The organism is Geobacter anodireducens (genome assembly GCA_001628815.1).
GTDB classification, from domain to species: Bacteria; Desulfobacterota; Desulfuromonadia; order Geobacterales; family Geobacteraceae; genus Geobacter; species Geobacter anodireducens.
This window is the reverse complement of sequence record CP014963.1, coordinates 1,500,887-1,516,119: the sequence shown is the minus strand read 5'-3', so window position 1 is coordinate 1,516,119 and position 15,233 is coordinate 1,500,887. Positions and strand designations below refer to the sequence as shown.

The following is a 15,233-nucleotide window of genomic DNA, read 5'->3' as shown; positions in this document are numbered from 1 at the left end:
AACTCCCCGAGGACTTTTGACGATACCCCGTTTTGGCTGCCGCGTCAATCGACTGAATTGGGCGGCAAGGGACGGCTTCCGCCTTCGTCCGCCCGGATGCGCTTCCGGCTGTTCAGACAGCGGCTCAGGGTGTCCGCCAGTAGATTTTCCTGGGGATGCGCTGAAAATTATATTCGGAAAGGGTGAGGACGTCCTTCATGGGGAGCTTCCAGATGCCGTCGATCCGTCGCAGGTGAAAATCGCGGGTGACGAACCTGGTCCCGACCCCTTCCACCTCGAAGCCGACCGTGGCATTGATGACCACATGGTCGGCATCACGGGCCGCTACGGATACATCCTGGAGCTTTTCCCAGCAGCAGGCCGGGACCCGGGAAGCGTAGACCATGCGCTCGGCAAAGTAGTCCCATCCCCATGCCACCGGATGATCGAGGCGCCCGTACAGCCGCTCCAGATCCTCCGCCCGCCACAGATCGAGAATCTGCTCAAACGCGATTCGGGCCTCGGTCGTCACCTGATGGGCCGTGAAGGCCATCGAGCGCCCCGGACCCAGCAGAAGGAAGAGAATCGCCATGCAGAGGTATCGTGCCACGAAACACCTCCCGCCATGGGCAGCCATCGAACGCTGCTCAGATGATGCCGTGCAACGGACCTCCGGGGGCACCAAGCTCATCGACCCGCCGTTCAATCTCGGGGACATCCTCCAGGGGCGGCGCATGGTGCGGCTTGGTGCGGGCATCGATGACCAGTGCGCCGTCGCACCCCCAGTGCTTGCAGCGGACCGAGGCGCCGATGCCGTGGATGTCCGCTGCGGGATTGGAGCGGGTAAAGGTGACCCAGAGGAAATTATTGAGGGTCCGGGCGGCAAAATCGCTGTCGTCCACGATGACCACCAGGGGAAAGCGGTTGAGGGGATCGTCGACGGAGATGCCCGCGCAGAAGCGCTCCATGTCCGGGGTAACGCAGTCGCGGTAGCCGGGGAAGGCGGGGCCCTGCACCGCCAGAACGCCGGGGAAGCAGACCCGGGGCGCGCTAAACCCGTCGGGAAGGCGCAGCCCGACAGGTAGCTCGCCGGGCAGTTCACGCCTTGGTGGACCTGCCGCCGCGACGATGACCTTTGACCCCTCGTTCAGGCCCGTGCCCGAATAGTCGAGCGTGTCGATGGTGGTGCGGGTATGGAAGTGAAGGTCGCGCCGCCAGTCGGCCCGCTCCAGGGCAAAGCGGATAAAACCGTCGATGTCGTGGATGTCGGGGGGCTCGTCCTCATGGGGGGCGATGAAGAGGTACTTGGCCAGGGAGAGCTGGCCGTTGCCCAGGATGGCGCTGGCAATGGTGAGAAGCTCCCGGGGGGTGCGTTCCTCTTCATAGGGAACGTAGCGTTCTGAGCCCACGGCCAGCAGCAGGGGATGGACCCCGGCCGCGTCCACGGCATGAACCGCCTTCACCCCGGGAAGCACCTCGGGGATCAGGGCGCCGGTCAGTTCATGGATAAAGGCGCCGAAGGTGGTGTCCTCCTGGGGAGGGCGGCCGACGGTGGTGAAGGGCCAGATGGCGTCGGCACGATGGTACACGTTCTCGACCGTGAGGACCGGGAACGGATGGGCGAGGCTGTAATACCCCAGGTGATCGCCGAAGGGACCCTCGGGGAGCGTCCGGTTCGGGTCGATGGTGCCGGTGATGACGAAATCCGCCTCAGCCGGAAGGGGAAGGCGGTCGGGGCGGCAGATCATGTCGATGCGGCGTCCGGCCAGGAGCCCGGCAAAGGAAAGTTCCGGCAGCCCCTCGGGGAGCGGCATGACCGCCGCCACGGCCATGGAGGGTGCCCCGCCCACGAAGACGCTCACCTTCAGGGGCTCACCCCGGGCGATCGCCTCGGCATGGTGGACGCCGATCCCCCGATGGATCTGGTAGTGGATTCCGACCTCCTGGTTCGGCGCATACTCGTTCCCCGAAAGTTGAACGCGGTACATTCCCAGGTTGGAGAAGCGGAATCCGGGCCGGCCCGGGCTTTCGGAATAGACCTGGGGCAGCGTCACAAAAGGCCCGCCGTCCTTGGGCCAGGAAACCAAAGGAGGAAGTTGATCGATGGTTGCGTGATTGGCGAGAATCGGCCCGTCCGATACCTGGCGCGGCAGAAGGTGAAGCGCCGCCCGGGGAATGCCGAGGTGCCCCACGGGATCCCGCAGGAGTGCCGTGGGATTGATCTTGAGAGCCACGAGACGCTCAATGACGCGCAGGGTGTCTCGGAAGATGAAGGTAGTGCGGTCCATGGTGCCGAACAGGTTCCCCAACAGGGGAAAGCGGCACCCCTTCGCCCGCGTGAACAGGAGGGCCGGCCCCTCCGCATGGTAGACGCGGCGCTGGATGGCGCCGATTTCGAGGTACGGATCGGTTTCCACGTCGATCCTGATCAACTGGCCGGTCCGTTCCAGTTCCTTCACACATTCCTGCAGATTGCGATAACCCATGTTCCGGCGATTCCTCCCCGTTGCTCGCGCAGTCTTGGCGGCAGACTGGTGAAAGTGTATATGCTCGCACTCTAGCGAGGCCATGCATCCAAGTCAACGGGATGGTGGTAATTGGCCAATTTTCGCCACTTGCTGGTGGCCAATTTCAGCCACTCGCCATCCGTTATGATTGGCAAAAGAATGTTTGCACCAGGACCGGCAACGACAAATCGATAGGTTACAAAACGTTTACGGAGTGGCATTGTAGTTGCTTAAAATAAAACACCATCTCACATTTACGAAATGCCGCGCTGAGTGCCAGCTTATCGATCAGGCACCCTAACGGCCTGATCTGGAAATGTTTTTTTGGAGTGTTATTATAACATAGTGTCAGTCACTACCCACACAAGGAGGCAGAACATGATGAAGAAGCTTGTCTCATGCGTGCTGGCAGCCGCATTGGCCATTCCCGGCCTTGCCATGGCAGCCAACGTAAAGATCGGGGTCATCAACTCCATGACCGGCCCCGAGGCCCCCATCGGCGAGAACCTGACCAACGGCATCAAGCTGGCCCAGGAGGACCTGAAAAAGAAAGGAATCAACGCCGATCTCGTCTGGGAAGACGACACCGGCAAGCCCCAGATCGCCATGAGCGCCATGGAAAAGCTCGCCACCCGCGACGGCGTGGCCGGCGTGGTCGGCCCCTACACCTCCGCCTGCTCCAATGCCGTGTCGAAGCTTGCCGAGCGCTACAAAGTGCCGCTGCTCGTGCCTGCGGCCGCCAAGGAGGAGATCACCCGCCAGGGCCTCAAGTGGGTCTACCGCCTGAATGCCCCGGCCGACCAGTATGCGGCGAGCCTCATCGACGCGGCCACCGGTCTCGGCAAGCCGAAAACCATCGCCTTCATCTATGAGAACACCGATTTCGGCACATCCACGGTCAAGGCCGCCAAAGAGTATGTGGCCAAGAAGGGTATCCAGATCGTTGCCGACGAGTCCTATTCCAAGGGGTCTCCCGACTACCGCTCCACCCTGACAAAGGTCAAGGCAAAGAACCCCGACTTGGTCTTCATGGTTTCCTACGTGGCCGACGCCATCCTCCTCATGCGCCAGTCCCGTGAAATCGGCCTCAAGCCCCAGGCATTCCTGGGTGGCGGCGCCGGCTTCACCACGTCACAGTTTGCCAACGAGAAGGCTATCTCCAACTATGTGCTCTCCTGCACCCAGTGGACCGACGACGTGAACTGGCCGGGAGCCGCGGACTTTGCCAAGCGCTACAAGGCCAAGTTCGGCAAGGAACCCACCTACCACGCCGCCTGCGCCTACGAAGCCATGATGATCATGGCCCAGACCGCGGCCGCTGCCAACGGCGACCGGGAAAAGACCCGCGCCGGGCTCAAGGCCGGCAAGTGGAACGGCATCATGGGTGATGTCAAGTTCGAGGACTACGCCGGCTTCACCAACCAGAACAACCACCAGATGCTGGTTCAGCAGATCCTGAACGGCAAGTACGAGACGGTCTACCCGGCCAAGTTCGCCACCAAGAAGGCCGTGTATCCGTTCCCCGGCTGGAAATAGTCTGAAGGACCACTGAGGCAGGTCAAGGGTCAAGGGCCGGAATGGAGGTTTTCCATCGTTCCGTCCCTTGGCCCTTGATGCGTGAACCAGATTTTTTACCCGGAGCTATCCATGACCATTTTCCTCCAATCGCTCATCAGCGGTATCCTGATCGGCGGCGTCTATGCCTGATCGGCATAGGGCTCACCATCATCTTCGGTGTCATGCGGGTCATCAACTTCGCCCACGGCGACATCATGATGATCGGCATGTACCTGACCTATAACTTCTTTACCCTGGCGGGGGTCGATCCGTTCGCCTCCATCGCCTTCACCATCCCGCTCATGTTCCTCTTCGGAGCCTTTCTCCAGAAAACATTCATCAACCGCGTGCTCGGTGCCCTGCCCCAGAACCAGATCCTGCTCACCATCGGCCTGGGACTGATCATGAGCAACACGATGATGTTCATCTATACGTCAGACTACAAGATACTGACCACACCCTATTCGTCGAGCAGCTTCAATATCGGCGCCATCTCCATCTCGTGGCCGCTGGCCATCTCCTTCCTGATCACCGCGGCGATAACGCTGCTTCTCTACTGGTTCCTGATGAGGACCGATACGGGCCAGGCGATCCGGGCCACGGCCCAGGACCGGGAGGCGGCCCAGCTCATGGGGATCAACGTGAAGCGGATGTCGATCCTGGCCTTCGGCATGGGAGCGGCCCTGGCCGGCACGGCCGGCGCGCTCGTGTCCCCCACCTACTACATCTTCCCGCAGATCGGGAGCACCTTCACCCTCAAGGCGTTCGTCATCACGGTTCTCGGCGGCATGGGGAGCATCGTGGGAGCTACCATAGGCGGCGTCATCATCGGGGTGGCGGAGTCCCTGGGAGCCGTCTACATCTCATCCGGCTGGAAGGACGTGGTCGTGTTCGTCCTCTTCCTCCTGGTGCTGCTCTTCAAGCCGGCGGGTCTGCTCGGCAAATCCAAAATGTAGCGGGGTCCGACTGACATGAGACAGATCAATGCTCTGATAACCAATACGCGCGGAGCCTCGCCGGTGTCGATCATCCTCGGGGTGGTCATTCTCGCGGGCCTCTTCCTCTTTCCCAAGGCAGTGGAGAGCCCCTACGCCCTCCACATCATGATCCTCTTCTTCCTCAGCACCATCATGGGGGAGAGCTGGAACATCGTCGGCGGCTACGCGGGACAGTACTCGGTGGGCCACGCCGCCTACTTCGGGGCCGGCGCCTATACCACCATGATCCTGATGCAGTTCAAGGAGATCCCCCCCTGGTACGGATGATCGCCGGCATCATCGTGGCACTGGTGGTTTCCCTGATCATCGGCAGCATCTGCTTCCGGCTCCGGGGACCCTACTTTGTTCTCGCGTCCATTGCCGTGGCCGAGATCATGCGCCTCTGCGCCATGAACCTGAAAAATCTGACCAACGGGGCCGAGGGGATCCTGGCCACGGACATCCCCCCCTTCACCCTGGGGGAAACAGTAATCACCGACTTTCTCTCCAAGGTCCCCTTCTATTACATCGGCCTGGTGATCGCCATCCTGACCATCGCAGTCACCTACCTGGTGCAGCACTCCAAGCTCGGCTACTACTTCCAGGCCATCCGCGAGGACCAGGATGCGGCCCATTCTCTCGGGATCAACCTTTCCATCTACAAGAACATCGCCCTGGCCATCTCGGCAGCATTCACGTCGCTGGCCGGCAGCTTCTACGCCATTTACATCGGCTTCATCGATCCCCCACGGTGCTCGCCCTGGACATCTCGGTGCAGATCGTCCTCATCTGCATCATCGGCGGCATCGGCACCATCTGGGGGCCGGTGGTGGGATCTCTGGTGCTGGTTCCCCTGTCGGAGGCCCTGCGCAGCAACCTGATCGCCCAGGGGATCTTCAAAATCGGCCTGGCCAGCGAGGAGTCCGGCTTCGGCATCCTCCTCAAGGAGCACCTGGCCCACGCCCATGCCCTGATCTACGGCATCCTGGTGGTGGTGGTCATCCTCTTCATGCCCGACGGCGTCCTGGGCTACGTCAAGAAACTCACCAAGAAAAAGGCGATGTGAGGTCAATCCCATGGCGATACTGGAAATAAAGCACGTCAGCAAATTCTTCGGCGGTCTCGCCGCCAATTCGGACGTCTCCTTCTCCATGGAGGAAGGGATGATCATGGGGCTGATCGGCCCCAATGGCGCCGGCAAGACCACCCTGTTCAACTGCATTACCGGCTATTACCCCCCGTCGCGGGGCGACGTGATCTTCGACGGCAGGAAGATCAACGGCATGGAACCCGACAGGGTCTGCAAGCTCGGCATGGTCCGCACCTGGCAGAAAGTCCGGCCCCTGGCCAAGCTCTCGGTGCTCGACAACGTCATGGTCGGCGCCCTCTGCCGGACCGGCTCCCTCAAGGTTGCCCGCGAGATTGCCCACGAGCAGCTCAAGGTCGTGGGACTGGATCACAAGTCCGACTTCCTTGCCGGCGGGCTCCCCATCGGCGAGCGGAAAAAGCTGGAGGTGGCCCGCGTTCTCGCCACCCAGCCCAAAATGCTGCTCCTTGACGAGGTCATGGGAGGACTGAACCCGGCCGAGAGCGAGGAAATCATCCAGTTGATCCTCGACATCAAGAAACGCGGCGGGATCACCCAGATGGTCATCGAGCACGACATGAAGGCGATCATGAGGATCTCCGAGCGCATCGTGGTCCTCAACTCAGGCGAAAAGCTGGCCGAAGGAACGCCGGAGGAGATCGTCAATAACCAGGCGGTGGTTGAGGCCTACCTGGGCTCCGAGCACTGATTTCACTGTTCCGACAAAGGATATGCCATGCTCACGATAGAAAAACTCAATTTCAGCTACGGTGACCTCAAGGTCCTCTGGGACATCGACCTGGAGGTCAAGGAAGGTGAAATCGTCACTGTTGTCGGCTCCAACGGCGCCGGCAAGTCCACCACCCTCAAGAACATTTCACGGCTCGTGAAACCCGACTCGGGCACCCTCACCTTCAACGGCACCGACCTCACCAAACTGGAATCCCACGAGGTGGTGGAACAGGGGATCGTCCAGGTACCCGAGGGACGGAAGATCTTCCCGGAAATGACGGTTCTCGAAAACCTGCGCATGGGCTCCTATCTCAAGAGCACCCGCGGCGACCGGGAGGCCAACGTGGACCGGGTCTTCGGCCTCTTCCCCCGGCTCAAGGAGCGGGCGAAACAGTTGGGCGGCACCATGAGCGGCGGCGAGCAGCAGATGCTCGCCATTGCCCGGGGGCTGATGACGAACCCGAAGCTTCTGCTCCTGGACGAGCCGTCCCTCGGTCTCGCACCGCTCCTGGTCAAGTTCATCTTCGAGATCATCACCGAGATCAACAAGCAGGGGGTCACCATCCTCCTCGTGGAGCAGAACGTCTTCCAGTCGCTCAGGATCGCCCACAGGGCCTATGTCCTGGAGACCGGCAGGGTTGTCCTCTCCGGCACCGGCGAGGCCCTCCTGAACGACGAACATGTGAAAAAAGCATTCCTGGGAATGTAGAGGCAACCAGAGGAGGATACTGACATGACTAAAGTAGGAACCTGGATGACGAAGAACCCCGTCACCATCGAAAAGGACGCCACGGTCATCGAGGCGATCCATCTGATGAAGGAAAAGAACATCCGCCGGGTGCCGGTAATGGACAAGGAAACGATCGTGGGAATCCTCACCGAAAAGATGGTGGCGGATTTCAGACCGTCCAAGGCCACGTCGCTGGACACCTGGGAGGTCCACTACATCCTTTCCAAGACGCCGGTCACCGAGGCCATGAATCCGAAACCGTACAAGGTAAAACCCGATACCGACCTGACCGCGGCGGCCCAGCTTCTCCACGATCGCAAGCTCAATGGCGTCCTGGTGGTGGACGACGACGACCGGCTGGTCGGAATCCTCACCGTCACCAACGCCCTTGAGGCCCTGATCGAGGTCTGCAAGGACCCGGATGCCTGCAAGAAATAAGTCGGCGCCCTGGGCTCACTGCCCGGGCTGCCCGGCCAATGCACAAACTGTCTGAAAAAGAGAAAGGGGGACACGTCAGTGACGGTCCCCCTTTCTCTTTCCTGCTGCAACGTGCCGGACGGATCAGGCGTTGAGAAACTCCCGGCCAAAGGGCGACATTTCCCGCAACCGCCGGATGATGGGCGGCAACTCGCGGATTATGGTGTCGATCTCTCCGTCGGTGGTGAAACGAGATAACGAGAACCGGATGGAACCGTGGGCGCAGGTGAACGGAACCCCCATGGCCCGCAGCACGTGGGACGGCTCAAGGGAGCCGGAGGTGCAGGCGCTCCCCGACGATGCGCAGATCCCCTTCTCGGACATCAGCATGAGGATCGCCTCCCCTTCCACGAACTCGAAGGCAATGGAGAGGGTATTGGGGAGCCGTTCTGCTTCGCCCCCGTTGATCCTGGCCCGGGGAATCAGGTCGAGCAGCGCGGCCTGGAGCCGGTCGCGCAGGGCCCTGACCCGCGTATTTTCGTCTTCCATCCAGTGGCCTGCCAGCTCGCATGCCTTGCCGAGGGCGATGATGCCTGCGGTGTTTTCGGTGCCGGCCCGGCGGCTGTGCTCCTGGTGCCCGCCAACCATGAACGGCCTGAACGGTACCCCTTTGCGCAGATAAAGAACCCCCGTGCCTTTGGGGGCATGGAGCTTGTGTCCCGAAATGGAAAGCATGTCGATGCACGACGTGGCCATGTTGATGGGGATTTTCCCCACGGCCTGAACCGCGTCGGTATGGAACAGCGCACCCTTTCCTTTCTCCTTGACGATCCCGCTGATCTCCTCAACCGGGAAGATCACGCCCGTTTCGTTATTGGCCCACATGACCGATACCACGGCGGTATCCTCGTCAATCACGCTCCGCAGTTCATCCAGGTCCAGCCGGCCTTCCCCGTCAACACCCAGTTCGGTGACCCGGTACCCCCGCTTGGACAGGTTACGGCAGAGGGTCAGGACCGCCGGATGCTCCACCCGGGTGGTAATGATGTGACGGCGCTCCGGAAAGACCTCAAGGGCCGAACGGATGGCCGCGTTGTCGCTCTCGGTACCGCAGGCCGTGAAGATGATCTCTTCGGGCAGGGCGCCCAGGAGCGCAGCGACCCGGTTCCGGGCCTCGTCCACCTTCCTCTGGACCTGGCCGCCGAAATAGTGCATGGAGCTGGGGTTGCCGTAGAGGTCACAGAAATAGGGACGCATCTCCTCGAAAACAGCCTCGTCCACTTTGGTGGTGGCGTTGTTGTCCAGGTAGATCTCCTTCATCCCTCCACCTCCGTGACAGTGATGTCCTCGGCCACAAGCTCGCGCAGCTTCATCTCCACGAACTTGGCGGTATTGCCCGAAGCGGCGCACCCGGCGCACGCCTTGCGGAATGCAATCTGCACTTCGCTGCCGGCAATGTCTATCAGCTCAAGATCTCCGCCGTCGGCCCAGAGCTGGGGTCGGATCTCCTTCTCCAGGGTCTCCTGGATAAGCTGCATCTTGCGGAGGTTGGTCAACTTTTCGGGCCGTCTGTGCTCTTCCGCCGGCTTGGCGCCCAGAACCTCGTTGATGATCTCCTTGATTCTCGGGATACAACCGCCGCATGCTCCGCCGGCCTTGGTGAAATGGGTCACCTGCTCGGCGGTGGTCAGCTTGTTGGTCTCGATCACCTTGCGCAGGAAGACATCGGTCAGGCCGAAGCACTTGCAGACGATCTCGCCCCCGGCCTCTTCGTGACCGTGGTCATGGTGAGTCGGCACCGGACCGCCTCGGTATTTGGCGATTGCCACCTCAAGGGCCTCCTGCCCCATGACCGAACAGTGCATCTTCTCCTCGGGAAGCCCTCCCAGAAATTCGGCGATCTCCTGGTTGGTGGTCGCCAGGGCCTCGTCAAGGGTCTTGCCCTTGATGATTTCGGTCAGGGCCGACGACGATGCAATGGCGCTGGCACAACCAAAGGTCTGGAACTTTGCGTCGACGATCTTCTCCTTGGCCTCGTCAAGTTTGATATAGAGCTTGAGCGCATCACCGCAGGCAAGGCTTCCCACCTCGCCCACCGCATCCGCATCGGGTATCTCTCCAACGTTTCTGGGATTCAGGAAGTGCTCCCGAACCTTCTCAGTGTAATCCCACATGGATTCCTCCTCGGATTGTAGTCATCGCTTGATAATACTATAGCAAAATTGTCAGGTATTCAATACTCCGTTTTCACCCGACAAAGATAAAAGGCGCCCCGCCGCCTGGGGCGGATGGGCGCCGTTGCACCGTCCGTTTGTCTGTTCGTCAGCGTTTTAGCCGAGGATGAACTGTTTCCCGGCAGCCATGACCGCCACGAGCTTCTCCTCGCTGGACGCCTCGCCGTACAGGCGAACCACCGGCTCGGTCCCTGATTTGCGGAACAGCAGCCAACTGCCGTCCTCAAGGATGAACTTGCTGCCGTCCACGGCAACCTTTTGCGTCACCTTCAGACCGGCAAAGGAATCGGGCGCCTGGCGCTGCTTTTCAGCGTAGCCCTCTTCCACGGCAGGAGAAAGGGTAATGTTCTCCCGTTTTGTCACAAAGGTCCCGACCTCCTCATAGAGCCTTGCCAGCAATGCTTTCACGGACAACCCCTCCCGGGCGACCATTTCTGCCACCAGGAAACAGGCGAGAATGCCATCCTTCTCGGGAACGTGGCCCTTGATGGAAAGGCCGGCGCTCTCTTCTCCACCGATAATGATCCGGTCCTGGCTGATCAGCTCGCCAATATACTTGAAGCCCACCGGCGTCTCGATGACTTCGATGCCGTGCTTCTTTGCCACCGCGTCCACGAGGTGGGACGTTGCCACGCTGCGGGCCACCGCGCCGGTCATCTTCCTCACCCGGACCAGATAGTCGAACAGCAGCGCAATGATGTAGTTCGGCTCGATAAAGGTGCCATCGCCATCCACGATACCGAAGCGGTCAGCATCGCCGTCAGTGGCGATCCCCAGCCCTACGGCCGGATCATCCTTCACGAGTCGGATAAAATCCTGGATATACTTCTCGGATGGTTCGGGCGGAAACCCCCCGAAATAGGGGTCGCGATGCATGTTGATCGCCTTTACGCCCACGCCTCGCGCCATCAGAGGCTCATCCAGATACCCCCGGCCGGTCCCGTAGAGGGCGTTCACGGCAACGGAACCGAGACGGCCGATGGCGTCGAAGTCGACCTTGGACTCCAGGGCCTTCAGGTACTCCTCCCGGGGATCGATCTCCTCCAGCAGCCCCGCCCTTACCGCCTCGTCAAGGGCCATCTCACGGTAACAGACCTCACCCATCATTTCGTTGGCCCGCCGCTCGATGTCGCCGGTGGTCTCAGGCAACGCCGGCCCGCCCCAGGACGGAGAAAACTTGATCCCGTTGTATTCGGGCGGGTTATGGCTTGCGGTAAAATTGACCGCCCCCGCAGTCCCGCGGCGCAGGATCTCGAAGGAAATGACCGGCGTCGGCGTGTCGCGCCGGCAGAAATAGGCCTTGATGCCGGCACCGGCCAGGACGCGGACCGTTTCCTTGGCGAAACGCTCTCCCATGAATCGGGTGTCATAGGCGACGATGATCCCCTTGTCCTGTTCGCCTACTGCTTTCACATGGTCGGCAATGGCCTGAGTCACCACCTTCACGTTCTCGAAGGTGAAATCCTCGCAGAGAATGCCGCGCCAACCGGAAGTGCCGAAGGTAATGCGATGCATGAAGTCCCTCCCCTGGGAGCATGGCCGCCACCGAGCCGTGGAGGCCTTGATTTACCGGCCTCCAAAGGGTAATACATACCCTGTGGGGAGTCAACCCCGCGGCCAGGATGGCCACGGAGATTTTCAGATGCGTCCCACGGGCACGGCCGCCTGACGCACGCCCCGAAAGGCTTCGCAATCCCTGTGGCAGCGGGATTTTTCCGTTGACTTTATTCTTTTGAAATTGCTAGATTTGATACTACACGGGTTTACGGAAAAAACACTTAGGAGGATTCAGGATGCTGTGTCAAACGGTACTTCCCGGTACCGAGTGTACCTTTTGGGGAAAACAAGGTTGCATCTTCACCGGCGGTTCCTGCCAAAACGTGGTTGAGAACTGCGAAGGGTGCGAACGGATCGTCGAGGGGACCATCGGCAAGGTCTGCAGTGCCTACCGGCTCCGGGCAAAAAGTGGGTGGGCGGCATCTGTAACTTCGCCACCCATGCGAAGGTCGAGATAAAGGGCGATGACCTCAGGATCAACCCGCTCAAGGCCTCCAAGAAGGCCTCCGGCGGCAAGAAGAAGTAAGCCGGACGGACGCAACGGCACCGAAGGGGGAGGAAGCGATTCCTCCCCTTTTCATTTCCCCGGAGGACGCCATGCCCTTCGAGTACCTCTCCTGTCCCCGTTGCGGGGCAAAAGTCCGCGCATACCGTAATCCCGTCCCCACGGTCGACATCATCATCGAAACGCCCGATGGCATTGTCCTCATTGAACGAAAAAACGAACCACTGGGATGGGCACTGCCGGGAGGATTCGTGGACTGCGGGGAGACCCTTGAGGCCGCGGCTGTCCGCGAGGCATGGGAGGAGACCTCTCTCCGCATCTCAGGCCTCAGGCTCCTGGGGTGCTATTCCGACCCCCGGCGCGACGCCCGCCGGCACACCATATCCACCGTTTTCATCGCCTCCGCACAGGGCACGCCCCGGGCGGGCGACGACGCGGCCGGGCTCGCGGTTTTCCCATCAAACAAACTCCCCGCCACGCTCTGTTTCGATCATCGAAAGATCCTCGACGACTACCTGCTCGTTACGGGTCTGATTTCAGACTGACAGGCGCCACCAGGTTGGTCCTGCCCCGAAGAAAATCGGCCACATCCTCCGAAGGCATGGGTGTGCTGAACAGAAACCCCTGAACCTCGTCGCACTTGTTTTCGGACAGAAACGACAACTGCCCCTCGGTTTCCACTCCCTCGGCGATAACCTTAAGGTTGAGGCTGTTCCCCATGGCAATGATCGCCGTGGCAATGGCGGCATCGGCTGAATTGATCTCCACGTCGCGCACGAATGACTTGTCGATCTTCAGGGTACTGATGGAGAAACGCTTCAGGTGGGCCAGAGACGAGTAGCCGGTGCCGAAATCGTCAATGGAGATATGGATGCCCAGCTCCCTGATCTCTGCCAGGACCGCCACGGCAAAGTCAGGGTTCTGCATGATGACGCTCTCGGTTATCTCCAGCTCCAGAAGCCCGGGATCAAGACGGGTATCAGCCAGCACGGCGCGAATAATGTCCAACAGGTTAGGCTGCTGGAACTGGTAGCCGGACAGGTTGACCGCCACCCTCATGGGCGGCAGCCCCATCTCGAGCCACTTGCGGTTCTGGAGACAGGCGGCGCGCAGCACCCATTCGCCGATGGGAACGATGAGCCCCGTCTCCTCGGCCAGGGGGATGAATTCCGACGGGGCCACAAGGCCGAGCGTCGGATGCTGCCAGCGCAGCAGGGCCTCCATGGCGGTGATCCTTTTGGTCAGGATGTCGACTTTGGGCTGATAGTAGACCCGGAATTCTTCATTATCCAGCGCCTTGCGCAGACTGGTTTCAAGAAGCAGCCGCTTGTCCGCGTTGGCGTCCATCTTGGGGACGTAGAACTTGAAGGTGTTTCTCCCCTCACCCTTTGCATGGTACATGGCGATGTCGGCCTTCTTGACCAGATTGTCCAGATTGTCATCGTCGCCGGGATACAGGGCAATGCCGATGCTCGTGGTGATGTAGAGCTCGAAGCTGTCCACCATGAACGGGACGGACAGGGACTTGAGTATTTTCTTGGCTACCCGCTTCACGTCCTCGTCGGAGTCGATGTTCACGAGCACGACGGTAAACTCGTCACCGCCGATGCGCGCCACGGTATCAACCTCCCGCACGCAGTCCACAAGGCGCTTCGCCACCTCCTGAAGAAGCTTGTCGCCCACCGGATGACCAAGGGTGTCGTTAATGATCTTGAAACGGTCCAGGTCGAGAAACATGAGCGCCACATGACGCCGGTATCGATTGGCATGGGCCTTTGCCTGCTGAAGGCGGTCCAGGAAGAGGATGCGGTTGGGGAGCCCGGTCAGGGTATCGTGATGGGCGAGGCGGTAGAGCTGTTCCTCCACCTGCTTGCGCTCGGTGATGTCCCGGCAGATGCCCCACACGGCGGTGGAGCCTTCACCATCGACACCACAGGTCAGGCTGCCCTCGACAATGATGGATCGCCCTCCCTTGGCAACCAGCGTTGCTTCAAGCGGACTGAGCACATCGCCGGCGAGGATCCGCTCCAGCTCCGCATTGCATCGCTCACGGCTGTCGGGATGAATGATGCCGAAGAAGGAAAGTTTCTTCGCCTCCTCTGCCGTATAGCCGAGAACCTGCTGCCACGCCTCGTTCACATAGAGAAGCCGGCCTTCGGGAGAAAAGCTCAGGATCAGATCGTTGGCCGTATCGAGGAAGCCCATGAGCCGCTCTTCGCTCTGCCTCGTCGCTTCCGACTCGCGCTCGATCACTGACATGAAGTAGGAGCCGATGACGGCTGCAGCCGCGTTGAGTAGCGACACCCAGAGCCAGACCAGAAGAAGGTAGTGAGGATCCCGCTGGAGCCCCGGTTCCACGAAGGGCATGGGGACGTTCGGGATGACGCCGGCATGCTCCAGACCAAGCAATGCCCCGTAGAGAATGCCGCCGAACGCCCCCACGAGCCAGACTTCACGCTTTCCCTCAATCAGGAATGCGGCTTCGATGGTAACAATGAGATAGACCGGCCAGAACCAACTGGAGGCACCGCCGCTGAGGTGAATGAGAACCGTTACCAGGAACAGGTCGAGGAGAATCTGAATGATGTTGATGAATCTGAAGCACCAGATGATCCGCTGGTGAAAGAGATGAAGCAGAAGATTGTAGGCAACCACCGACGAAGCGGTGATCACGAGGAACATCACCTGAGACGGTGACAAAAAGAGACCGATACGACTGACATAATACGTACTTCCCGCAACGAGGCAGTAGGTGCCCACAAGCGCCAGGAGCAGCCAACGGCACTTGACCACGAGAAGAGCGCGTGCCTTGTATTCTTCTAAACGCCCGGATTCCGGAGACTTGAGCCCTTCGCGCAGATGTTTGAGTCGCCTGGCCACCGAATCGAGCCAACGGGAGCCGGTCAATGAAGTCTGAGTCATGAATATTTATTCAGCAATTCATATGCCAA

General features: G+C 60.4%; 11 protein-coding genes and 3 pseudogenes. 8 read left to right on the top strand and 6 right to left on the bottom strand.

Annotated features, from left to right (window positions below; genetic code table 11):
- Positions 1 to 124 precede the first annotated feature (124 nt).
- The gene (locus A2G06_06855; GenBank protein ID ANA40077.1) at positions 125 to 589 is read right to left on the bottom strand and encodes a hypothetical protein; all 465 of its coding nucleotides are present in this window, start codon (positions 587 to 589) and stop codon (positions 125 to 127) included.
- Between the two features lie 37 nt (positions 590 to 626).
- Positions 627 to 2,465: a 3-octaprenyl-4-hydroxybenzoate carboxy-lyase gene (locus A2G06_06850; protein ANA40076.1), complete on the bottom strand. Its 1,839-nt coding sequence runs from the start codon at positions 2,463 to 2,465 to the stop codon at positions 627 to 629.
- A 399-nt stretch (positions 2,466 to 2,864) separates the two neighbouring features.
- Here A2G06_06850 and A2G06_06845 point away from each other — a divergent pair, with 399 nt between their 5' ends.
- The 6 genes and pseudogenes from A2G06_06845 (at position 2,865) to A2G06_06820 (ending at position 8,007) form a co-directional block, all read left to right on the top strand.
- The gene (locus A2G06_06845; GenBank protein ID ANA40075.1) at positions 2,865 to 4,022 is read left to right on the top strand and encodes a branched-chain amino acid ABC transporter substrate-binding protein; all 1,158 of its coding nucleotides are present in this window, start codon (positions 2,865 to 2,867) and stop codon (positions 4,020 to 4,022) included.
- 111 nt (positions 4,023 to 4,133) lie between these two features.
- A pseudogene (locus tag A2G06_06840) lies at positions 4,134 to 4,999 on the top strand (branched-chain amino acid ABC transporter permease).
- A gap of 15 nt (positions 5,000 to 5,014) precedes the next feature.
- Positions 5,015 to 6,086: pseudogene (locus A2G06_06835) on the top strand (branched-chain amino acid ABC transporter permease).
- 10 nt (positions 6,087 to 6,096) lie between these two features.
- Positions 6,097 to 6,816 (top strand): ABC transporter ATP-binding protein, encoded by a 720-nt coding sequence (locus A2G06_06830; protein ID ANA40074.1) that lies wholly within the window; start codon positions 6,097 to 6,099, stop codon positions 6,814 to 6,816.
- A 27-nt stretch (positions 6,817 to 6,843) separates the two neighbouring features.
- Entirely contained in the window at positions 6,844 to 7,548 is a 705-nt protein-coding gene (livF, locus tag A2G06_06825) for an ABC transporter ATP-binding protein (protein ANA40073.1), read from the top strand.
- 24 nt (positions 7,549 to 7,572) lie between these two features.
- A complete protein-coding gene (locus A2G06_06820) occupies positions 7,573 to 8,007 on the top strand; it encodes a histidine kinase (GenBank protein ID ANA40072.1) in 435 nt (144 codons plus the stop codon).
- A 123-nt stretch (positions 8,008 to 8,130) separates the two neighbouring features.
- On the opposite strand, the gene A2G06_06815 is transcribed toward A2G06_06820, so the two are convergent.
- The 3 genes from A2G06_06815 to A2G06_06805 form a co-directional block, all read right to left on the bottom strand.
- The gene (locus A2G06_06815; protein ANA40071.1) at positions 8,131 to 9,306 is read right to left on the bottom strand and encodes a cysteine desulfurase NifS; all 1,176 of its coding nucleotides are present in this window, start codon (positions 9,304 to 9,306) and stop codon (positions 8,131 to 8,133) included.
- Positions 9,303 to 10,160: an iron-sulfur cluster assembly scaffold protein NifU gene (locus A2G06_06810; protein ANA40070.1), complete on the bottom strand. Its 858-nt coding sequence runs from the start codon at positions 10,158 to 10,160 to the stop codon at positions 9,303 to 9,305. The genes A2G06_06815 and A2G06_06810 overlap by 4 nt, the downstream gene beginning before the upstream one ends.
- Positions 10,161 to 10,316: 156 nt before the next feature.
- Positions 10,317 to 11,735, bottom strand: coding sequence for a phosphoglucomutase (locus tag A2G06_06805; GenBank protein ID ANA40069.1), 1,419 nt, complete (start codon positions 11,733 to 11,735; stop codon positions 10,317 to 10,319).
- A 278-nt stretch (positions 11,736 to 12,013) separates the two neighbouring features.
- Between A2G06_06805 and A2G06_06800 the strand changes: the two are divergent.
- Positions 12,014 to 12,303 (top strand): annotated as a pseudogene (locus tag A2G06_06800) (hypothetical protein).
- Positions 12,304 to 12,374: 71 nt separating this feature from the next.
- Positions 12,375 to 12,827, top strand: coding sequence for an NUDIX hydrolase (locus tag A2G06_06795; protein ANA40068.1), 453 nt, complete (start codon positions 12,375 to 12,377; stop codon positions 12,825 to 12,827).
- Here A2G06_06795 and A2G06_06790 read toward each other — a convergent pair.
- Positions 12,805 to 15,204 carry a diguanylate cyclase gene (locus A2G06_06790; protein ANA40067.1) on the bottom strand — a complete coding sequence of 800 codons (2,400 nt, stop codon included), beginning with the start codon at positions 15,202 to 15,204 and terminating at the stop codon, positions 12,805 to 12,807. The two genes, A2G06_06795 and A2G06_06790, sit on opposite strands and share 23 nt — an antisense overlap.
- Between the last annotated feature and the right edge of the window lie 29 nt (positions 15,205 to 15,233).